15 protein-coding genes are annotated in these 22,029 nt (G+C 52.6%); 6 read left to right on the forward strand and 9 right to left on the reverse strand.

Annotation, left to right across the window (positions count from 1 at the left end):
* Positions 1–10 precede the first annotated feature (10 nt).
* The 5 genes from SH449x_RS22595 to SH449x_RS22615 form a co-directional block, all read right to left on the reverse strand.
* The gene (locus tag SH449x_RS22595) at positions 11–559 is read right to left on the reverse strand and encodes a hypothetical protein (protein WP_482378346.1); all 549 of its coding nucleotides are present in this window, start codon (positions 557–559) and stop codon (positions 11–13) included.
* Between the two features lie 60 nt (positions 560–619).
* Complete coding sequence (locus tag SH449x_RS22600; RefSeq protein ID WP_482378347.1) at positions 620–2,536, reverse strand: ExeA family protein; 1,917 nt, start codon at positions 2,534–2,536, stop codon at positions 620–622.
* Between the two features lie 222 nt (positions 2,537–2,758).
* A complete protein-coding gene (locus tag SH449x_RS22605) occupies positions 2,759–3,772 on the reverse strand; it encodes a Gfo/Idh/MocA family protein (protein WP_482378348.1) in 1,014 nt (337 codons plus the stop codon).
* A gap of 12 nt (positions 3,773–3,784) precedes the next feature.
* Positions 3,785–3,937, reverse strand: a complete 153-nt coding sequence (ykgO, locus tag SH449x_RS22610; protein ID WP_482378349.1) for a type B 50S ribosomal protein L36 — start codon at positions 3,935–3,937, stop codon at positions 3,785–3,787.
* Positions 3,938–4,144: 207 nt separating this feature from the next.
* The gene (locus SH449x_RS22615) at positions 4,145–5,701 is read right to left on the reverse strand and encodes a hypothetical protein (RefSeq protein WP_482378350.1); all 1,557 of its coding nucleotides are present in this window, start codon (positions 5,699–5,701) and stop codon (positions 4,145–4,147) included.
* Between the two features lie 209 nt (positions 5,702–5,910).
* Between SH449x_RS22615 and SH449x_RS22620 the strand changes: the two genes are divergently transcribed.
* The 3 genes from SH449x_RS22620 (at position 5,911) to SH449x_RS22630 (ending at position 9,323) form a co-directional block, all read left to right on the forward strand.
* Entirely contained in the window at positions 5,911–6,375 is a 465-nt protein-coding gene (locus tag SH449x_RS22620) for a MarR family winged helix-turn-helix transcriptional regulator (protein ID WP_482378351.1), read from the forward strand.
* Between the two features lie 151 nt (positions 6,376–6,526).
* Positions 6,527–7,792, forward strand: a complete 1,266-nt coding sequence (locus tag SH449x_RS22625) for an NAD(P)/FAD-dependent oxidoreductase (RefSeq protein ID WP_482378352.1) — start codon at positions 6,527–6,529, stop codon at positions 7,790–7,792.
* Between the two features lie 604 nt (positions 7,793–8,396).
* Entirely contained in the window at positions 8,397–9,323 is a 927-nt protein-coding gene (locus SH449x_RS22630; RefSeq protein ID WP_482378353.1) for a serine/threonine-protein kinase, read from the forward strand.
* A 32-nt stretch (positions 9,324–9,355) separates the two neighbouring features.
* Here SH449x_RS22630 and SH449x_RS22635 read toward each other — a convergent pair whose 3' ends face one another.
* Positions 9,356–10,612 (reverse strand): CHASE2 domain-containing protein, encoded by a 1,257-nt coding sequence (locus SH449x_RS22635; RefSeq protein ID WP_482378354.1) that lies wholly within the window; start codon positions 10,610–10,612, stop codon positions 9,356–9,358.
* 290 nt (positions 10,613–10,902) lie between these two features.
* On the opposite strand from SH449x_RS22635, the gene SH449x_RS22640 reads away from it, so the two are divergent.
* The gene (locus tag SH449x_RS22640) at positions 10,903–11,082 is read left to right on the forward strand and encodes a Flp family type IVb pilin (protein ID WP_482378355.1); all 180 of its coding nucleotides are present in this window, start codon (positions 10,903–10,905) and stop codon (positions 11,080–11,082) included.
* 31 nt (positions 11,083–11,113) lie between these two features.
* Here the strand turns inward: SH449x_RS22640 and SH449x_RS22645 are convergent, their stop codons facing one another.
* Positions 11,114–12,223, reverse strand: a complete 1,110-nt coding sequence (locus SH449x_RS22645; RefSeq protein WP_482378356.1) for a trypsin-like serine protease — start codon at positions 12,221–12,223, stop codon at positions 11,114–11,116.
* Between the two features lie 919 nt (positions 12,224–13,142).
* Positions 13,143–15,332 carry a hypothetical protein gene (locus tag SH449x_RS22650; RefSeq protein ID WP_482378357.1) on the reverse strand — a complete coding sequence of 730 codons (2,190 nt, stop codon included), beginning with the start codon at positions 15,330–15,332 and terminating at the stop codon, positions 13,143–13,145.
* A 235-nt stretch (positions 15,333–15,567) separates the two neighbouring features.
* Between SH449x_RS22650 and xerC the strand changes: the two genes are divergently transcribed.
* Positions 15,568–16,497: a tyrosine recombinase XerC gene (gene xerC / locus SH449x_RS22655; RefSeq protein WP_482378358.1), complete on the forward strand. Its 930-nt coding sequence runs from the start codon at positions 15,568–15,570 to the stop codon at positions 16,495–16,497.
* 251 nt (positions 16,498–16,748) lie between these two features.
* Here the strand turns inward: xerC and dnaX are convergent, their stop codons facing one another.
* A complete protein-coding gene (gene dnaX, locus SH449x_RS22660) occupies positions 16,749–18,749 on the reverse strand; it encodes a DNA polymerase III subunit gamma/tau (RefSeq protein WP_482378359.1) in 2,001 nt (666 codons plus the stop codon).
* A 445-nt stretch (positions 18,750–19,194) separates the two neighbouring features.
* Between dnaX and gyrA the strand changes: the two genes are divergently transcribed.
* A complete protein-coding gene (gene gyrA / locus SH449x_RS22665; RefSeq protein WP_482381848.1) occupies positions 19,195–22,029 on the forward strand; it encodes a DNA gyrase subunit A in 2,835 nt (944 codons plus the stop codon).

A 22,029-nucleotide genomic window follows, 5' to 3' on the forward strand; every position in this document is an offset into this window, starting at 1 on the left:
AGTATTTTTGCTAACCTGCTTTTTGAAGGCTGTCCAAAGGATTGTCGCTGGAAACCGCTTTCGTCGCAACCGTCCAATATCCTATCCAAGGAATTGCTTCCCTGGAGCATTGATTCATCACCCTTTTCGCATACTTCAAATTTCCGGAAGCGATCAATGCAACACCATCACATTGCCGCCCCAAACTTTTCAGGACGCAGTCATCATTGAATCCTAAATCCAATATACAGAGGGGATACGTCTTCCATCTCGCAACTCTTTCTGCATTTCCATAGCGCATCCGCGAAACAGTGGCATCGTTTCGCTCTTCGAAGAGATCATGGAATGCGATCAAAACAGGAGCACGATTGCCAACTGGGGCCAGCGACTCAACGAGATGCTCGAGAGATCGCTGCCATTCGGATTCCGAGCGGGAACCAACGCTACGGAGTGGTTCAGGCTGCCGGCTTGGCAATTCTTTCACTCCATAGACCCCGAGAAGATAGTTTGGTTTTTGTTTAATCACTCTCTCGAGCATTTGAACCGGAAAACTATCTCGATGACTGGCTAGACTTGACACTCTATGTTCCCGATCTTTCCGAGTCTGCTAGGGGTATCGATTACTGGGGAGTATCGATTACTATCGTAGATTGCTAAACAGTTTCGCATAAGGATGCAAGACTGGTCGAGCGTTCGCTTTACTGTTGATGGCAGCGGTTCCCCGGACAGGTTCGGCCTCGGTCTCGATAATCAAGATATCCCGATCGTCCCCTAGTGCCTCACGCCGATTTTCAATCATCGCGGGCTCTTGATCCCAGCGATCTTCCGCATCGAATCGAGATGTGTCGTCGGCAGTCGATTCCCAAGCACCTAGCGAATCGGCCAGCGACAGTGGCGAGTCAAAGTAGGACGCTTTTTCAGCTTGCGAGTACTGCGTTTGGTAATCTTCAGTCTCAATAGGTTGAGCAGGATCAAACATCATGGCGTTCATGTTCAGTTCGGACACGATCTCCCGCATCTCTTCCTGAATTTGCCTCTCCAGCATGGCAGCTTGCGAAGGAGTCAGTGAGCCTGTGGCATACGACGCTTCATCAAAACCAGAAAGCTCGTTATGCATGGGCGAATCACCCTCGAGTTGCCCCGCCCAAATCGGTGCAGCCGGTTGTTGTGAAACGGATTCTACGGGCTGCAACTGCAATGCCTCCAAAAACGCATTCGCCTCTGCAACGGAATACGCTGAGGAAGTTTCTTCCCAACTGAGACGGGAAGACTCGTCACTAAGGTTACCGAACGCGATTCCCGAATAAGCTTGATAGCCCGGCGTCGACTGGATGGGAAGGGTGAATTCCTCGTCAAAGTCTGCGCCGAATAGATCCGCAGGGTTCGTAGGAACTCCAGAACCGACTGTTGATTCACGGCTGACGGATTGCCCCTCGTCAACGGCATTGGGAAACGCACCTTGATCTTCGGCAAGTTCATACTCGCTATCGGAATCATCCAGGCTGCCATACTCCACGATATCATCTTGCCCCTCGAGACTCTTTTCCAAGGAAGGCAACAAGTCTCGCAGCTGAAACGACAAGCTCGCTCTTTCGTTGCCGCTTGATTGGGCTGCTGCGGAGACGCTGGCCGTTTTTGTGTCTTCCAAGACGATCTCCACGGGAGCTTCGGAGCTGATTGCCCCTTGGATCGTGGCGACTGTCTTCTCCGGCATCGCGATCGACTCCGGTTCGCTCCATGGGTTCGGCAATTGCTGCAGCATCCCCCAAGCCTTGCCGACGAGTGCTGCGGAGATCGGTTGTTGACGCTCCTGTGCTGCAAGCAACAGGGTCTGGTCCGCAAGCTGATCGATCAACCGAGGGACGCCATCCGTTCCACGATAGATCGACTCCAAGGCTTCTCGAGTCATGACACTACTAACGGAGGCACCACTGAGTTCGATTTTGTGCGCAACATAGCCTGCCGTCTCTTGCGGAGTCAACGGAGTCAGATACGAGCGGCACGAAAGACGTTGGCACAACGATTCCATCCTAGGATGCGACAGGCAATCCTCCAGCTTCATCGTTCCGCAAAGAACCAAACGAACGCGTGGCATACCATCCCGTGTGATATTGGTCAGCAGCCGGATCTCATCAAGCAGCTTAGGAGAAAGCGTCTGAGCTTCGTCGGCAATCAGCAAGAGCCCGTTGCTAGGATTCTCGGGACTTGGTTGCAATCGATTCATAAGGGTTAGTCGCAATTCACCTTCGTTCAAATTGCGGTAAGGCATCTTCAGCTCGAAAAGAAGGCTCTGCAATAAAGCCCGCCGAGTAATCAGTTGCGAGCTAGAGAGCATCACAACGTCAAAGCTTCTACGAAAGTGCTCGGCTAAGCGTAGGCAAAGCATCGTTTTGCCTAGCCCTGTACCCCCGAATATCGCTACCGGCCCCTCAGCACGAACGATAGCTCTCGCCGCTGTCTGAAAGGTCTGCTCGGTGGTGCTGCTCGGATAGTATCGTTCCAGGGTTGGTACGGTAAGAAACGGTCGACTAACCAATCCAAAAAACGTTTCGTACATGCCTGCTTTTCCTCGAAACTTTGATCCTAGACGCCAGAACCGAATGGCCCTCATCTTTGGAATCGGTCGGTAGAGTACAAGCTCATGAGAAAGACCGTTAAAATCGGTACATATTTCCCAGGTCCGCAAGACAGCCTGCCTGTGAATGAAAAACAGCCTGCCTTCGAAAGAAAGACAGCCGTTGAACACCTCGTCCAGTGGGACTCTATAGTCGTTGGCGGCTCAGCGATCGATGATGACTCGACCACGCGTCTCAGTGCTCGTGCGGGCGGAGTCTAGAATCCTCATGGCCGCACAGGTCTGCTCCAGATCGCTAATATTCCGGACTAGCGAAGTAACCGAGCGATGAAACAGACTAAACATCTGTTGGCCAACCGGTAACTCTGTATCGAGCGATTCCTGGTGCCGGCCCGCTTCATCGAACCAAACCAAGGTCGATGGTAGATCCACAAAAGCGACTCCATTCTCGCAACATACCTGAACAGCAGCTGGCGGTCTGTAGGCGATGGCTTCGCTCCAGATCTCAGGAATGTACGCCCCGCAGCTTATCTGAGCCAAGACGGCGTTCGGGTCTACCTCGGGATCCCCAAATCCGACGCTGACGATTTGATAATCTTTCGTTTGCGAATCCGTGCGGCCTTGGTGGGCGATCGCTTGGACCCACGATGGTGCCTCACCCACGATGTAATTGCACCAATCTACAAGCTCGACGAGCTCTCTTTGGGTACGGGAGTGAAGTGACCTCTCGTTCCTAGCCGACTTGGTTTCACAAGCTAAACGTCGGTGACAGAAAAGCAATCTGGGTTTGCCAAGCCTGGTCGCGATCAACTCCTTCAAACGAATCGTAGCAGGAGCATACCTCCGGGCGAACTCCGTCATAAAAGCGACGCCAGCCCCCTGGATTTGCTTTTGCAAATCGGACGCTTCGGTGGTGGATAGATCGATCTCACCGCCACAAAAGACGGCTTTACCCTCTTTTGCTGCTACAAGCAAAGGAGTAAGCCCGTACCAACCCTCTTCGAGAATTAACACGCCATCGAGGCCGTCCGACTCTAACAATTCCCGAAAGCTGACAAAGGGAATCGCGTCAAACTCGCGCGCAGAACTTTCTGCCAGTGCGTGAACAGCGTTGTAGAAACCGACCAGAAAAAACCGATCCCTCATGGCTCGGAGTGCAGGCAAATATCTGGTCTGCCAATCTCTTCCCTGACCGATCACTCCGATCCGCAATTTCATAGAAACGGACCGCTATCTCTTCCGTCGCTTTGTCTTCGCGTTTCCTTGGCGAACCTTATAGCGTGGATTGCTTTTGCAAATGACGTAGATGCGCCCACGGCGGCGGACCACTTGGCAGTCAGGATGTCGATATTTCAACGCCCCGATGGACGAAACGACTTTCATGTTTCTACTCTGGACTTCAAAAAAGGGTTGGGATGATCCCGATTTACGCAATCGCCTGAGGCAATCTTCCCTCACTGGGGATGCGGAGTATACAAAAACCCTGGGGATCTTCAACAGCAAAAAACCAGGATAAATGCTGTTAATGGGGTATCGACAGATTGGCGTGCCGAAATGAGGCCCATCCTGGCACGAATTCCATTCCTGCAACTAATGGACGTGAAGCTGCCGCAACCTGGTCAGCCCATCAAGCAGTGTGCGCTTCTTTCCAACCGGGGCGATCAAGCCCGCATTGGGGTAAATATGTTCTGCTCGATCGCAAAATTGATTCCAAATGATGCCGTGCACGTTTACCTTCGCCAGCAACATCTGAATCGCTTCTAGCCCGTTAATAGGTAGCCTTTGTCGCCCGCTTTCGTCGCATGGCCCGCAATCCTGTTCGACGGAATTGCCTCCCCAATCCATGCCCGATTCCCAAATCGATGGTACCGGATGTTTCCAATTCGAGACAATTTCCGTTTTAGCCATGGAATGCAGGTCAGCCGCCAAGCTACATGGCGTGCTGAGCTGTATCAACAACGGCAATCCAAGAATATTCCAGTGATCCATCAAGTCCGACAGGTCAACCAAATCCCTCGGCAGCGACCCATAGGGCCAATAATTAAGATTCAACTCCAACCCCAGCCCCGACAATCCTAGATCAGCCCGAACCAAGGCATCCGCAAAATGAAGCGGACTGATCCCGTCCTGCTTTTGCCCGAGATACTCGGCCCACGGGGAATCGATGCTGACGATCACCGGTGTCTTGGGATCCGCGCGGCGAACCGCCTGAATCACCCCAACCGCGAGCTGCAAAATCTGCTCATCCGACAAACCTAGCGTGTTCGGTGCATTCAACCCCCCAGCGGCCGACCATATGTGCACCTGACCACGGTATCGCTCCACCGTTTGGGTCGCATGCTTGCATGCAGCGTTGTAAAGCGAATCGAAATCGCTAAACAAGTAAAACCACTTAGGAATCGCGTGCGGCTGCAAATTGATGAGCGGACCTCCGAGCACGCGAAGCGAATGATCCCTCGCCCATGCTATCTGCTTGTCCAATGTGGAAACGCGATCCGACTTCAAATCACCCTCGAGCTGCCCAATTTCCATCGACAACTGAACGGTGTTCGATGCCGCCTCCAATGCAGCCGTGTGCCCCTCCCATCCAGAATAAGGCACCAGCTTGACCCCAAGCAGGGTGCTGAGCTGACGCTCCGACTGATGCCTGGCTTGCAAGGATTGCGAAACAAATGCCCGCCCCAAGGGCTTGGATGCCGAAATGGCAAAGTCAATCGATGCCTGCGCCAGCTCGCAGCACTCCTCTAATCGCTTTGAGGCCAGGATAGCTTGTACGAAATAACCGAGCGAGCGTTCCATGGTCTGGGTAAACGTGTCGGGAATCTTTAACCCAATCCGCTGCCAATCCTGTGCCCTGCCACGGATCCTATGAATGGTCCCCCGAGCTAATTCGAGCGGCAGGATGTACGGCTCATCCTGGCATCGCAGCGAAGCAGTCGATACCAAAAGCAATCCGTACTCCTGAGTCGGCCAAACGATCGACAACTTGCCTGATTCGTTGACCGTGCGATCGATTAGGAGCATGTCACCGTCCAAGCGATTTCGACTCGCCCACGGAATCCCTTCAAGCCCTGAAAAGTAAGCAGTTTGCCAGATGTGCGGATCATAATCCTGGGCATTGGAGATCCGAAAACGCAATTGGCCCATGAAGGTTTGTAAATTGGAGTCAAAAACGCACTTATGCGGCTATCCTAGCGTGTGGTGCACGAAGTGTAATCGATTGTCTAGGTTCCCACAATTTGGCACTTTCAATTCCCATCCCTCGAAAATAGCTGTCTGGACAACCATTGTCCAGACGACTAATATACTAGTGGTAAAGTTGGCTTGATGATGCAGATTCCGGGAGGGTTGAGCCCATGCGACTTAGACAGCGGTTTGACTCGATCCAGCAGGAGTCTTACCTATCGATTTGGAGAACCTACGACCGGTTAAAGGCTCTGGAGGACGCGTTTTTTGCCCAGTGGCAACTGACGGCTCAGCAATACAACGTCCTTCGAATCCTACAAGCACACGACGGGCCGCTTCCCACCTTGACGATCGCAAACAAGCTGATCTCGAGGGCACCGGACGTCACCAGAATGCTGGATCGCTTGGAAAAACAGGCCTGGATCGTGCGATCTCGCAACGAATCGGACAGGCGATCGGTCCTCGTGGAAATCACCGAGGGCGGCACGAAACTCCTCGAGGCCATGACGGATGGGTTAACAGAGCTTCACCAGAAACAGTTAGGACATATGTCAGCCGAAGATTTGCAGCTCCTGTGCGGTTTGCTCGCCAAGTCGAGAGCACCTCATGAACCGGAGGGAGGAGCCTGGAGCTAGAGGAACCCGTTGCAAAGGGTGCACCAATCCATTCAAACCGCCCAACCAAATGATTCCCGCCCCACCACAAATTTGACCAAGCTACATACACTGCCCTGCACGGTTTATTGCCCGATAAGCCAGTAAAAAACGTTTTAGGAGGATAGCCGCTATGATAAACGCGAACAATCGATTTGACGCAATCGTGATCGGTGGGGGCCCGTCGGGGGCAGCTACAGCCACGATTCTCGCCCAAAAGGGATATCGTGTCGCGATTTTCGAACGAGATCACTTTCCTCGTTTTCACGTGGGGGAGTCGCTTATCCCGTTCTGCTATCCTGTTCTGGAAAAGATCGGCATGCTCCCCAAAATGCACGCGAGCCACTTTACGAAGAAGTACGGCGTGCAATTCATTAACGAACAAGGCAAGCTTTCAGAGCCTTTTCGCTTTTCGCAATACGACCCGCATGAGAGATCGCAAACCTGGCAAGTTCTGAGGAGCGAATTTGACAAAATGCTGCTCGATCATGCCCGCGAGAACGGCGTTGAAGTTTTCGAGGGAGCCCGTGTTCTGGACTGCATTCAAGATGGCGAGCGGGTGATTGGGGTCAAGGTAAAACTCGAGGGCAACGAGCAGCAATCAGACTACTTCTCGCAAGTGGTCGTGGACGCTAGCGGTCAGTCGTCAATGCTTATCGATCGGTTCGAGTTACGCCAATGGGATACCGAACTGAAGAAGGCCGCGATTTGGACCTATTGGAAAGGAGCCACGAGAGAACCAGGCCTCGACGAAGGTGGCACAATAGTCATTCAAACGGAAGGCAAAAGGGGCTGGTTCTGGTACATACCGCTCCACGACGACGTTGTTAGTGTCGGTGTCGTCGCTGATTTTGATTATCTGTTTAAGAATCGCGGCACGAAGAACCTGGAAACGATCTACAACGAAGAGGTGGACCGTTGCCCCGGTGTGAAACCTCGCATTGCCGACGCGACTCGCTGCAATGAGTACTTTGTTCAGAAGGAGTATTCCTACAAAGCCAAGCGGGGTGGTGGTGACGGTTGGGTCCTAGCAGGGGATGCGTATGGGTTTCTCGATCCGCTGTACTCGTCAGGAGTTTTACTAGCTCTCAAGTCTGCCGATGTGGTTGGCGAAGCGGTGGCCGATGCTCTTGCTGCGAACGATCCTTCCGAAGAGAGACTCAGAGTGTGGGAACCTGAGTATAACAAAGCGATGAACAGGATGAGGAACCTGGTAATGGCTTTCTATGACGGCTTGAATTTTGGTCGCCTCGTAAGGAAGCACCCAGAGAAAAAGAATCTCATCACGGACATTTTGATCGGAAACATCTTTGAGGACCGAGTCGACGAGCTTTGGCCCCTCATCGATGAGCTACGCCTCGAGACTGAAGAGAGCGTAACAGTGCAAGGAGCACGGTGACGGACGACGGTAATTGAAGGAGGAGTGTGGTCTGATAAATCCTGCCGTAGTGGCCGAGGCAACGAGGCCCACAGAACTTCCCGTAGTGGCCGAGGCAACGAGGCCTGCCCCCTGGCACGAAACCGTCTGGAGCCCACCAAAGCACTTCAAAACTCGGCGGATAGCATTACACCGCGAGAGATTAGAGTGACGCAAGAGTTGTCTTGAAAACCGTTGATCATCAATCCTCGTGCGTTTCTCTAATCTCTAGCGGTGTGGAAATCTTAAGGTGGGATTTATAGCGGACAAAATAAGGACGCAGGAAAGCGTGTGGATAAACCGGGTTGTAGTTTCTACCGACATTTTGCCCCTACGGGGCGTGGCGGATGACGCGGTGTTTGTTTTGTTTCTGCCAACATTTTGCCCCCACGGGGCAATCAAACCGTTCGTCCCGTAGGGACCTAATATCGGTAGTAACCAACGCCCCCCTTTCCCGCTCGCGTCCCGTAGGGACGCAATGTCAACGATCGTGAAGGAATCTATTGGGGCAGGCAATCAGGCCATGCCACAATCCCACCCTCCGCTGCCCAAAAAATGACTCCCCATCAATTAAATGCTGTGTCCCTTGAATCTTCTACCTGCTGGAAGCTTTATCGATGATCACCAACGGTACGAAGTCGTTCGCTTGCTCGGGCAGGGCGGAATGGCAAGTGTCTATGAAGTACGCGACCTTGCTTCCTCCGACCGAAAATCCGTAGCGATTAAGATAGCATCGAGCACCTCAGCCGACCGAAGCTCGGCATGGTCCCGGCTAATATCCGAGTACGAAATAGCACGCACGTTCCAGAGTCTGCATATCGTAACGGTACTCGAACGCGGAGAGACAAAGAGCGGGGTCCCCTACTACACCATGGAGATCGTTCAAGGTGAGCCCCTAGCATCCTGGATCAAGGAACGGGATCTCCCCGCTACCCTACCTGTCGGACACCTCGTGAAACTCCTGCTCCAGATAGCCAAGGCTATTCAAGTCATCCATGACGCGGGGTATGTCTTTGTAGACCTCACCCCTGCCAACATCTTTGTAAGGGACGTAGAGGGTGATTTTGCCGTAACCCTTATTGATTTCGGACTCGCGTGTAAAAGCGTTCCCCTCGACACCGCAGTTGACCCCTCTGCCTCACAACACAAAAGCCTCGTTGGAACCATGACACACCTAAGCCCCGAGCAGGTACGCGGCGATCCTCTCACCAATCGAACCGACATTTACGCATTCGGGATAGTCGCGTACCAACTCTGCACAGGCCAATTACCGTACCAGATGGATAATCCGATGGCTCTTATCGCCAACCAGGCGGTAGCAAAAACCCCCTCGATACGAGCAAAGAATCCTGCCATCCCCAAATCACTAGAGATCATCGTGCAAGTAGCAATGGAGAAGGCCCCCGCAGACCGATTTGCAGACATGGCAGAGGTGATTCATTACCTGGGGAAGGTAACAGAGAAGGGGTGGTTTGCCCGATTGGTGCAGGGCTTTAGGGGGGTAACGGGGTAGAAAGCGACGTAGGGCAGTTGCGGGAATACGGGTTAGATCTCTTGTTCGGTTTCGATTTTTAGTTGCTTGTTTAGATAGTTATTGAATCGCTGTGATCTTAGGAGGAAGTGGATGATGCTTGGCGCAGTTATCAGATACGACATCAGTGCGATTATTGGAATTCCCGGAATGAAGAACCGGAAGTAGACAAAAGAGAAGTAGCCGATTGCGAGTAAGACGAGTGGGGTTAGCAGTATGAAGCCTATGACTGAGGGGGTGGGTTTTCGAAGTGCTGCAGCGGCAAAGGCAATTGTTAAGAGAACGACAAACAAGACCTCGTTTCTCGGACGCATGCGATCGATCCATTGTTGATGGATAAGGTTACCAACTAAGTGGCTATGGATCTCAACCCCGAACATCCCAGATGGGTCGGATGGAACAACGAATTCATCACGGTTTAGGATTCCCTTCATATACTGTTTGCTTAGGTAACCGAACAAGACCACTTTGCCACTGATCTTGGCCTTCGCTGCCTCGATATCTCCCATTATGAGATCAACCAAAGAAACGTAGGGAATACTTTTGCTCGCGCCATAAAAATTGATAAACGAATTGGCTGTCGGAGGCACTATTGAATAGCCGCCTAATTCGACTAACGCGTAACCGATAGTAGACATTGCTTTTAACCGCTGCTTGGCCTCCAGTGAGCTTGTCGGCGTAACGGGATCGCGTGGATTTTTTAAAAACCTACCGGTACTATCGCTTGCTCCAAAAAGGTAACCCTGCGCGCCGGTAATAAACATATCGAGCTCCATTTTCGCGGCTTTGCGAAAATGTTCTCCTGACGGGAGAACTTCAGTGTCTGGTCGGTCATCGTCTCTACCTTTCCAAATGGTGGTCGGTAGCTTTGCAAAAGCCTCTGCAATACGTTCATCCGAATCAACATCATACACTCGATCGTCTGGGAATTTTCCGTCAACGACTAATGTGCGAGGACTCGCTTCAACGATTGAGTCTAGGGCTGTTGCTAAATAACGCCTAGGTAAAGGATAGCTCGTCGAAGCAGCTAGTTCTTTGAAACTCTTGTCATCGACGGCAACGATTACGACGTCCTCGGGAGGAGCAATAGGCCCCCTCAAAAAGAAGAAAAGACGAAGGGTTTGGATGTTTCCCATCGTCCCGACTGAGGAGTGGTAAAGTACTGCGGCGAGCCAGGAGAGAATAAGGGTCAGGGATACCTGCCTGGGAAAGGATCCATAACGCCTAAGAAGCGTGTTGATCTGTTTTCTTCTAATTGCTGATAATCCCATCAGTGTACGTTCGATTGGAAACATGGCCCCTAATAAAACATATCGGAATAAGTTCAGTAGAACGAAAGCTGTTACCTATCGCTAGACAGATACTACGCTTGTATCGGGGTATCGGGAGAGATTCTGAGAATTTAATCTATAAACGGACTTGCATGAGCGGGATGGCGAATTAACTAATTGAATTTATTAATACGGCAAAGCTTACTTGTAAACCACAGAATTGCTCCCAAAGCTCAAGAAGCTTGAAATCCAACCGATTAAACATCTAGGAAGCAACTTCAAGAGGCAACATGACACCACGTAGGCAGAAACATCATGCAGAACGCGGAGCGTCTTGGGTTGAATACGGGATTCTTGTGGCTCTAGTATCAATGGTCTGCATTGTCGCAATCCAGTCTCTCGGTCAAGCAATAGACGACCAATTCGCTAACGCGGAAATGTTAATCGCTGGTGCTGGAACGATGGACTGACAACAAACAAGTGTCAGTACTTAGATCGAGGTTACTCAATATATCCATTTTTCTGTTTATTGAGGGATATTCGTTGCAGAAAGTTTCTTCGTCTTGCTAACCAGCCTCCCAATCCAAGTGCTGTAACAGCCAAAGCAAGAGAAGAGGGTTCGGGAACAGCTGTTGACGAATATAGGTCGATAAAGTTCCTAACCTCTGGGGCACTAGTGGAGAGGAACATACTACCTCGGCTAGTAACACTCGTTGATGCGCCTATATTAATTCCCCATAACTCACCGTTGCCATTCCATGTGCCTCCGCCTGAATCGCCAGGAGCAAGACGAAGATCGTTTGGAAAGTTTGAACGATCTGTAAACAGCGCATTCATGTACAGATCCGGATTGCCTCCTAATAACGGGGTGCCTTCTTGAGCTCTAGAAGTACCTGCTCTTATAAAACCGTCCTGCCCGAGATAGCCGTCGGTAGGATTACCGGTTACCCCGTATCCAGAAAACCAAACGGTCTGATTTTGGGTAGGCCTCCCCTCGGCAAAAACGACATCCTTAACCCCAGCCACTGGACTTTCAAATTTTAAAATGGCGAGGTCAATGCTCCCTCCGGCCGCCGTTCCATTGTAACTTGGATGAAAGATAACCTCAGACACACGCGTAAGCGATCCTAACTCAGGTTGATTAAAATTCGGACTCGTTCCAACAAAGATATCTTGAATGTTACCGAACTCGTTTCTGAACGAGTGGGCAGCAGCGACAGCCAATCTGTCATTTATAAAAACCATTGAGCTGTGAAAAGTACCGAGATCGGTAACTCTCTTCAGAAATCCCGTATTCCCCCCTCCGAAAACACTGAAAGTCTCACCACGTTCCCTAGCCTGCTGATCATCCCCCCCAGAGATAATTATCCCCCCCTCAGCCCTCTTCTCCATCCCGCTAGGTGCAATTCCACTGAGCCCTAGCCCAGCCCCGAGCAATGCAGAGCCTAGGCCAAGTTTCCTTGACGTCTCGCCAATGAACTCACCCCAGGTTCTTGTGGGTAATGATGCGTTGAGCATGTCATCCGAAAGATGACTCGGCAGAGCGGGTGATTCGCCATGCGTTTTTGATGTTGATTGGCCAGAGGTTTCTTTAGCAGTATTTTGTTGCATAGTGCTCACCAGGACGCGAAGACGTAAGGGGCGTTGGCTCCCTGCTTTTTCCTTGGGAGGCTAGCACCTTTTTTAGGACTAAGGAACCAGGATCGAACTAGCCGAAATAGTCGAATCCTGCTCACGCCCCCTAAACCTGCGACAATCCTGAATGTTTTTGCACGATTTAAGACAGACGTGACTTAAAGTCTACAGTCGCCGTGACCTTAAATCTACATCCTTCCTGGATGACTCCAGAAGAAAGGATCCAAAGGGCATTTGGCCCCTCACTTAAGAGATGCTGTAACTCCGAGCTGCCCGAGAACGGGCCGCATGGGGACACTGGAAATCGCCGGGATGGGGTGGCATCGAAACGGTGTGTGTCCCAACCAATACACTTAAAAACTCGGTGGATAGGATTACACCGCGAGAGATGAGAGTGACGCAAGAGGTTTCTACCGACATTTTGCCCCTACGGGGCGTGGCGGGTGACGCGTTGTTTGTTTTCTTTCTACCGACATTTTGCCCCTACGGGGCGTGGCGGATGACGCGTTGTTTGTTTTCTTTCTGCCAACATTTTGCCCCTACGGAGCATTCAAACCGTTCGTCCCGTAGGGACCTAATGTCAAAGATCGTGACGAAATCAATCGAGGCAGGTAATCAGGCCATGCCACCATCCGCTGCCCAAAAAATGACTCCCCATCAAATTATTAAATGTTGTGTCACCAATATGTTCATTTCACCGTAGTGGCCGAGGCGACGAGGCCCAACCGACTGGCACGAAACCGTCTGGAGTTACGCACAGTCAGAGCAGGCGGTCTCCAGGGCGAATGGTCTCGTTGCCTCGTCCACTACGAAGTTGCGGAAACTCCCGTAGTGGCCGGGGCAACGAGGCCCGCCGCCTGACCTGACGAAACCGCGGCAGTTCACTCGCCTAAGATTAGCGACGACTGAAAGGTGCTTGTGCCGGGGCAGCCGTCTTAGCTTGCGTCCTGAGCAGTTCAGGATTCGTTGACTTAATCTCGTCGTATCGGTTCAGATACAGCGAGACAGCACGAGTCGCATGGCCTCGCGGACCAATGGGCCACTTGTACTCTTTCTTGTCGTAGATTTTCGTCAGTAGAAAATCGATACTTTTCTGAACGCGAGCCTGATGGACGTCAGCATCTGGCACGGTGAACAGAATCCATTCCAAGATATGCCCAGTAGTTTGCACCTTGCGTTCTTCATTGGGCTCGTCAGCTCGCCCCTCGAGCCAAGACGTGCTGAAGCTCCCATCCGCATTCTGCAACTGCCACGCGTACTCAACGTATTCTCTCACGAACTTATCGGCACGAGCATACTGACCATCAATCGGCAGCCCTTGACTAGTCCGCTGCTTCACGGCGAACGAGAAACCCATCAGTCGGTGCGTACCCCCACACGCAGCACCTTTGATCGGCTGAGCCAATTCCTCTGCAATAAGCTTGGGAATGCTCCAAACCTTTCCGTCGTTCGAACGCCACTGCTTATTCGAATCGAGATAGTAAGACAAACCGATGAGTTTGAACGTAAGCTCGCTCTTCTCGCGACAGGTTGCCATTTCGTAACGCACTAGATCTTCAACGGTATACTTTTGTGCACCAACCTGGATCGGATAATCTAACGGTACGCCACACTGCGCCAGGATGGCCATGAATTGGCCGGCATGCCCCTGCACACCTCCACCAATGTTAGGAACAAAGCCCCCTCGAACCGGTGTGAAAATTCGTTGTGTACGACAGGTTCCGTTGTGACACATCCAGCCGATCGCATTGACCCGCTGGTTGCCGTGAACCATCTCGTAATCGCCACCAAAGGGCAACAACGCATGCATCACCGCCCACGGAGATCGAACGGAGGTCGATTCCGGAAAGTTCAAGTAGTGATCCAAACAAGCTTGAGCCTTTAGCAGGCGTTGCGTGTCGGCTGCGCTAACAACCACAGGCAGTTCGCCCGGTTTTGCGGAAACTTGAATCCCTTGCACGCCGGGCTCGTCGATCTTGATCTGACGCTTAGGCGGAGTAAGTGGTTTCGATGCTCTTAACGCATCCGCCCCTTGTTCGTCTTTAGCACGTTCGAGCGATTTCACATCGATAATGGGAGCTTCCTGCCCCTTTTGCTCATCCAGTTCTGCAAGCGATATCGATCGCCCCGTACTATTAGTCTGTACGGACCTTGGTAGTTCAGCAGGTGCCTCTTCCGCGACAACTTGATCCTCGTCACCGAAAGGTATACGCACACTTCGGATCTTCTTTGTATCACCGGCCAGGATATCTGCCCGTCTCGGCATAGTCTCTAATTCGGTCGGTTTACTACCAAACTCTACAGCCTCTTCCGTGGTGCTTACGCCCGACCCCACACTTGAGCCGCCACCGACCCCGATTTCAAAGGAATCTGCTAGCTCTGTGTGAACGCTACCAGCCCCAGCACTCTCGAAGCTGTCTTCGTCGATCATATCGGGCATAGCGGGCAAATCGATTGGCTCCAGTCTAATGCCCTGCCAAAGGAGTATCGGAGAAAAGGGAGTCTGTGCGGCGTTGGCCAACTGCCACGACAACGAGAGACTGGACACAATATCTGTCGGCTCAAGCTTTCGCGCAGGAGCATCCCCTCGTACATTGGGATTCTTCGCTTCTCGGACGAATGGGGCGGAACGAGGAACAGGCAGATGATCGTTGATAGGGACGATCGCGTTCTTTGCTCCATTCGTGATTGCTCCATTCGTGACATCGTCCGCAGACTCATCCATTTTGCCTAGAATCAATTCGCCGCCGTCGAGAGCCATGGCGGACTGAGATGAGCCGGGAAAATTTCTCAGCAACGGCGGTTCCTCCAGCAGAGCAGGCTCGTTGGATCGCGGCTCTTTGGTTAACTCACCTGGAATGCTCGGTATGCGCTGCTTAGGGCGATCTGCTCGTCTGGTAGTGGAATCAGCGGCCGCATCTTGCCTTTCCGTCGCATCCACGGGGTTCGGTTTGTTCGCTGGACCTGATGGTGGTATCAAGATGAATGGTTCTTGAGACAATGCCGTGCCACACGACACTCCCAAACCTGTTAAGAACGACGATAAAGCAGTTCGCCTTGCGATTCGACTAAGCTGATTCAGCATTGTTTAGCTATCAATACGAGTCCTGGGGTATAGGTAGTCAGCCCCTGATTTATCGGACCAGCTGGTACGATCCATACAGCTATAAAGGTCGGAATCCGCCCCTATCATCCCCGGAAATCAACCCGCATCTATTGCTAGCTAACCCCAACGCCGCAAACCATTTTTTCGCCCAGACGGTAAGAAGGTGGTAGACTTGGAGGTCGCCACATCGCTCTTCGCTACAAGGATGTCTTCTATGCACTCTGAAATCGCGCAGTTTCTGCGTTTCCTGGACGTGGAACGCAACTCTTCCGACTTGACGATCAAATCGTATCGCGAAGATCTCATGGACATGGCAGACTTCTTGACCGACGAACGGTCTAAGCAGCTCGCACCACGCGAGGTAACCCCCACGGACTTGCGAGGCTATGTGGCTGCCTTGCACGAAGCCGGGTACGCGCGTACCAGTATCTCTCGCAAGCTGGCATCGCTCAGAAGCTTTTTCAAATTTGCGATCCGGCAAGGTTTTGCCGACAACAATCCGGCCCAACCTTTGAGAAACCCACGCGGTCAAAGGAGCTTGCCCCATTTTTTGACCGCCGAGGAAGTCGACCAACTCCTCAACGCACCGAACTCTAGCGACGCCGCTGGACTGCGAGACAAAGCCATCCTCGAGGTTATGTACAGCGCGGGGCTACGCGTGAGCGAAGTGGTCGGCATGAACGACCGAGATATTGACTTTAGCGAAGGTGTCGTTCGCATTCGAGGTAAAGGCCGAAAGGAACGCTTAGGTGCATTAGGTCGTTATGCGATTCGCGCCTTGAAAGCATACATCCCAGTACGACTTGTCAAAGAGACTGCCAATCAAAAGGAACAACCGACGTTCACAAACAAATTCGGTCAACGGCTTACGACTCGTAGCGTTGCGAGAATGCTCGAGAAGTATATCTTGCAATGTGGGCTAGACACCAGAACCACACCTCACACGCTCCGGCATAGCTTCGCTACGCACTTGCTCGATCGCGGTGCAGACATTCGGAGCGTTCAGGAAATGCTAGGGCACAAAAGCTTGGCCACGACGCAGATTTACACTCACGTCAGTACCGCAAACATTAAGAAAGCGTACATCAACGCGCACCCTCGAGCGAAGAACCCTGCGAAACAAGTTGCAAAAAAGGTCGAGTAGGTACACTCCTCGTTTAGGCGATCGGCAGATGGAAATCTTCGGCAATTACAGGGGGTTGTCTAATACGCGAATAGGAGCGTAACAGCGCAAGCTGTACGGTGTCTCCGGCAATGCGAAGCGAGCCGAGTTCGCCATTCGGCGAATGGTATAGAACAAATGGCAGAGTGTGATTACGGGTTTAACTGATGGGCGATGGATTCGTTGAAGCCCTACCGTACGTCTAGCGCCGTTACGCTTAGAAGCGATCAATCTTAAGAAGCCTCCACCAAAGGTTCTCCTTCGAGCGTGTGGGGTGCTCGAATCACCGATGGTTGGTCGACTCGCACGATCTGACCGTCGAATTTATCGACGATATGCTTGACCAGAGGATTGTTCATCATGCCGCGAATCAACTGAGCCTGATTGGTGCTAACCCGAACCGGCTCCAATGCAGGCTGCTTTTCCTGGGCCGAAGCGGCTGAGGTAGCTCTGGCTGGCTCCTGGGTAAGAATGTATTCGACCTGAACATCGCGTCCGCAAATCTCCTTGATCGCCGTAGCCAGCTTGCGGGTATTCTCCGCGGTTAACAGATAGTTGATGGAAAACTGCCCGTCACGACAAACGTAGGCACGCCATTGCACCGCAGAAGCCGGAACGACTCGCAGGACCATCCCGACACACTGAACAATGAGCCCTCCAGCCTTCTCCGCAGCTCGGTTCAGAATGTCTAACTCCCCTCCAGATTCGGTACTTTCACTGATTGCAGCCGCCTCTGGCTTTTCCCTGATCTGATCCACCGCTGACCGAGCTTCAGCCCGATCTGGTAGTGCTGCAGCGGTTGGTTGTCTTGCATCTTCCCGAACTGCATCGCTCGGCTTAGCGGCGGTCATTGAACGATTGTCGGCGGTCATCGAGACCGAACCGGCGGAGCCTGTCGAGCCTGCTGAACTTGCAGGATTGCCCGGAACATATTCCCGTGGTGGTGGGTCGACTACCGCTACGTCATCCGCTACGTCATCTTTTTTTTTTGCCACCTCGGACGATGAAGTTTTCGGGGTGGCACTTGCAGCATTGTTGCTAACCACGACGCGAGGAGGTGGAGCCGTTTGGCCCGACGCGAACGCCTTGGCGAGATCTGCAATAGCTTGCAAGTCTTGTAGTTGGCAAATCTGAACCAAGGCGATCTCCATCAATACCCGGGTTTGAACGCTGTGCCGCATTTTGACGATGGACTCGTCGAGAATCTGCAACGCGGATATCAATGTCGTCGTTCCCCACTGCTCAGCCCAAGCCTTCATTTGAGCGGCATTCTCGGGATTAGCCGTGCGAATCAAATCGCTCGATGCCCCTACGCTTAGTGCCATGAGATCTCGAAGATAGCCGAGTAGTTGCTCAGCAAGCTGTCCGAGGTCGACCCCTTCGGTGGCAGCATCGTTCAAGTCTCGCAGCGCCCCGGCCGCATCGCGTTGAATCATCTTTTGAGCAAAAGCCGCCAGTCGCGTTTCGTCCGCCGTACCTAGCATGCTGTGAACATCTTCGACTCGAATCTGCTCACCACAAAAACTCAATAGCTGCTCCAACAATGATTGGCTGTCACGCATGGAACCAGCCGCGCGACGCGCAATAAGCTGTAACGCTGCCTCGTCGGCTTGCCGTCCCTCGTTCTCGCAAATAAATTTGAGACGCCCTAAAATCTCGGACGTATGCACGGGAGGAAAATCGAACCGTTGACACCGAGAAAGGACCGTGATCGGCATTTTCTCGGGATCGGTCGTACAAAAGATGAACTTCACATGGCCGGGTGGTTCTTCCAGCGTCTTCAACAGTGCGTTAAACGCGGGTGGCGTAAGCATGTGAACTTCGTCGATGATGTAGATCTTGTACGGCGAACGACTCGGCCTCACCGCTGCATTGGCTCGCAGTTGCCGAATTTCATCGATACCACGGTTGCTGGCACCGTCGATCTCGATGACGTCCATGTCTTCCCCGGTATCGATCGCCTGAGCGATATCGGAATGGGGATCGAAGTCCCCCGACGAATCGGCAGAGGCATTCAGAGCCTTAGCAAAGATTCGAGCCGTACTCGTTTTGCCAACTCCCCGAGCCCCAGTGAATAAGTAGGCGTGCCCGACCCGGTTGGTGTGAATCGCATTCAAGAGGGCTTGGGCAACGGTCCCTTGTCCCACAAGTTCCGCAAACGTCTTGGGCCGATATCGTCGTGCGACAACGGTATACTTTCCACTTGATGGGCCACTTGATGGGACTGCGTCCATAGCCGATTGATTTCCCTGCCAGAATTGAGTCAGACGCTGTGCCAGGTCATGGTTTCAGACCTGCAAGCACTTTCAGACAAATATACATGAGTGCAGGAATATTCCTACGCTTAACGGCAAACAAAGCCCTAGCGGTTAGATTAAGGTCTTCCTTTCAGCGGTAAAACGCAGCGGAAGTGTTTGGCACGGGTGACATAAACGAAAAAGACCTACCCGGTATGATTGTGAAAAAAGTCGATTTAGGGTAGAATCCCGCCCCGTTGGGGAGTCTGTAAAACCTTGCAAAAGCTTGGTTTTTTGATCGATTCTCCGGCAGCCTTTCCAGACTCGTTCCTTGTAACCGATCGGTGCTGTTTCCGTGTCCAGTTTACCTCCTGATGACGACTTCGATCCAAACGATCCCGCCAATTTGCCAACAGCGGGTGGGGATGGCGCCGACGGGGGCATGACCGGCGAGCGGATGATCGAAGAGGCTATCGAAGACGAGCTCCGCAACAGTTACCTTACCTATGCCATGAGCGTTATCGTGAGCCGCGCTCTGCCGGACGTTCGAGACGGTCTCAAACCGAGTCAACGCCGCATTCTCGTCGCTATGAACGACTTGAACCTGACTCCTGGTGCATCTCGGGTAAAATGTGCCAAAATCGCGGGTGATACCTCTGGAAACTACCACCCGCACGGCGAGGCGATCATCTATCCAACCCTGGTTCGAATGGCCCAGGAATGGAACATGCGGCATATGCTGATCGACAAACAAGGTAACTTTGGTTCGATCGCCGGTCTTCCCGCAGCTGCCATGCGGTACACGGAAGCTCGATTGGCTGCTCCCGCCGCTATGATGCTGGACGACCTCAAGCAGGATACGGTCGACTTTATCCCCACCTACGACGAACGACGCACAGAGCCCGTGGTTCTGCCGTCGAAGTTCCCGAATCTGCTGGTCAACGGGGCTCAAGGCATCGCGGTTGGTATGGCGACGAGCATTCCACCACATAACTTGCGAGAAATCTGTACTGGTCTTATCCGGCTAATCGATGATCCCGAAACAACCATCTCCGAACTCTGCGAAATCGTCCAAGGTCCCGACTTCCCGACCGGTGGAATCATCTGCGGTCGTTACTCGATTCGCCAAGCATACAGCACGGGCCGCTCCACCATCGTGGTTCGAGCCAAGGTCGATGTCGAAGAAGGCAAGAAAGCACGATTAATCGTTCGCGAGATACCTTATCAGCAAGCACGTGACCGCGTCGTGGAGAAGATCGCCGACTTGGTTCGTGCGGATCGAATCAAAGGCATCTCGGCCATTCGCGACGAAAGCGATTTGAAGGAGCCTGTTCGAATCGTCATCGAACTGAAGCAAGGTCAAGATCCACACATCATCTTGAACCAACTCTACCAATTCTCATCACTCCAGGAGACTCACTCCATCATCTTGCTCGCATTGGTTGATGGCAAGCCACGGGAGCTAACTCTCAAGGAGATGATGCAGGAATTCATACGCCACCGAGTGATCGTCATCCGCCGCCGCACGCAGTTCTTGCTAGCCAGTGCGAGGAAACGCAAACACGTTATCGAAGGGTTGCTGTTAGCCCTGGCCGATATCGATCACATTATCCAAATCATTCGCAGCAGCCGCACTCAAGCCGAAGCCAAAGAAAAGTTGATGGGGGTCGAGTGCCCGGCGTCCATGATGGAACGAGCCCTCGGGGAGCGAGGCTATGCCGACTTCCAACTAGAACGAGGCCGCAGCGATGTCTACTCCTTAACCAGCGTACAAACCGACGCGATCTTGAGAATGACACTCGGCCAATTGGCGGGCTTGGAACAAGAAAGACTGACCCAGGAGCATTCGGCATTGCTGGACGAAATCTCCGAATACCGCGATATCCTGGGTGATTCAGCTCGCATTTTCGGCATGATCCGAGCAGACTTGGAAGACATTGCTCGCCGATTCGGTAACGATCGAAAAACCGTGATCGATGGCGAGGAACTCGGCAACTACAACATGGAAGACCTCATCACTGAGGAAACCATGGTCGTAACGATCTCCACCTCCGGCTACATCAAGCGTATTCCAGCCACGACCTATCGCGCTCAAAAGCGCGGCGGAAAAGGCATCACTGGCATGAAGGCGGTTGAGGAGGATCCGGTCGAACACCTCTTTGTGGCTAGCACGCATGCTTACTTGCTGTTCTTTACCAACCAAGGAAAAGTTTACTGGCAGAAGATTTGGGAAATCCCACAGCTCAGCCGTGAGAGCAAGGGCCGAGCCATTGTGAACCTACTCAATCTGGCCCCAGAAGAAAAGATTCGCGATTGCGTGGTCGTGCGAGACTTCAACTTGCCAGGACACTTCATGATGATGGCCACAAAAAAAGGGATCATCAAGAAAACGGAACTCGAGCAATACAGCCGCCCCAAGAAGGGTGGAATCATCGCGATCAAGTTGCGAGAGGACGATGAGCTCGTTGACGTTGTTGTAACTAAGCCTAACGACCAAATCGTATTGGCAACTGCTAACGGAATGGCTATTCGCTTCGCGGAAAGCGACGCTCGCCCGATGGGCCGAAACACTTCCGGCGTGAAGGGGATTTCACTCAAAGCGGGTGACGAAGTCGTAGGGATGGTTGTTGCCGACCCAACGGCGACTTTGCTGACAGCTTGCGAGTTCGGCTACGGCAAACGCACCAGCTTTGGTCCTGGAGACGAGATGGCTGGCAAGGAGCAACCACCGCTCGAGGATGAGAATGGCGAACCAACCGCAGCCGACGACTCGAACGGCGACGATTCGAACGGCGACGATGCAAGTGCTGGCGAGACCACGGATGAAGCAGAGGGGGATGATGTCAGCTCCTCGAACCGCTACCGAACCCAGCGAAGGGGCGGTAAAGGTGTGATCGACATCAAGACCACGAAACGAAACGGCAAAGTGATTGGAGTCGTTCCCGTCCAAGGCACCGATGACATTCTCATGATGACCATGCGAGGCAAGATACAGCGCATCGCGGCATCCGATGTCAGCGTTATTGGCCGAAACACGCAAGGGGTTCGCATCATGAGCCTAGACGAAGGAGATTCGTTGACCGCTTTGGTCCGCGTTCCTCAAGAGGATATTCCCGAAGATGATGCAATATCCGCTCCATCCGTGCCTGGCTCATCGATGGCTGAAACCGGCACCGACTCGGAACAAGACTCGAACGTCTCAGACGAAGCATCCGGCGGTGAGGTCGACACGAGCGAAAACAAAGCAAACGATGAAACCGACGGAGAGGCTCAATAG

It is taken from the genome of Brakhagea baltica, from assembly GCF_052161605.1.
GTDB lineage: Bacteria > Planctomycetota > Planctomycetia > Pirellulales > Pirellulaceae > JBKCUI01.

Coding starts and splice junctions, on each gene's coding strand:
- SH449x_RS22600 (WP_482378347.1), bottom strand. CDS start 2,536: ATGTACGAAACGTTTTTTGGATTGGTTAGTCGACCGTTTCTTACCGTA.
- SH449x_RS22605 (WP_482378348.1), bottom strand. CDS start 3,772: ATGAAATTGCGGATCGGAGTGATCGGTCAGGGAAGAGATTGGCAGACC.
- ykgO (WP_482378349.1), bottom strand. CDS start 3,937: ATGAAAGTCGTTTCGTCCATCGGGGCGTTGAAATATCGACATCCTGAC.
- SH449x_RS22615 (WP_482378350.1), bottom strand. CDS start 5,701: ATGGGCCAATTGCGTTTTCGGATCTCCAATGCCCAGGATTATGATCCG.
- SH449x_RS22620 (WP_482378351.1), top strand. CDS start 5,911: ATGCGACTTAGACAGCGGTTTGACTCGATCCAGCAGGAGTCTTACCTA.
- SH449x_RS22625 (WP_482378352.1), top strand. CDS start 6,527: ATGATAAACGCGAACAATCGATTTGACGCAATCGTGATCGGTGGGGGC.
- SH449x_RS22635 (WP_482378354.1), bottom strand. CDS start 10,612: ATGGGATTATCAGCAATTAGAAGAAAACAGATCAACACGCTTCTTAGG.
- SH449x_RS22640 (WP_482378355.1), top strand. CDS start 10,903: ATGACACCACGTAGGCAGAAACATCATGCAGAACGCGGAGCGTCTTGG.
- SH449x_RS22645 (WP_482378356.1), bottom strand. CDS start 12,223: ATGCAACAAAATACTGCTAAAGAAACCTCTGGCCAATCAACATCAAAA.
- SH449x_RS22650 (WP_482378357.1), bottom strand. CDS start 15,332: ATGCTGAATCAGCTTAGTCGAATCGCAAGGCGAACTGCTTTATCGTCG.
- xerC (WP_482378358.1), top strand. CDS start 15,568: ATGCACTCTGAAATCGCGCAGTTTCTGCGTTTCCTGGACGTGGAACGC.
- dnaX (WP_482378359.1), bottom strand. CDS start 18,749: ATGGACGCAGTCCCATCAAGTGGCCCATCAAGTGGAAAGTATACCGTT.
- gyrA (WP_482381848.1), top strand. CDS start 19,195: ATGACCGGCGAGCGGATGATCGAAGAGGCTATCGAAGACGAGCTCCGC.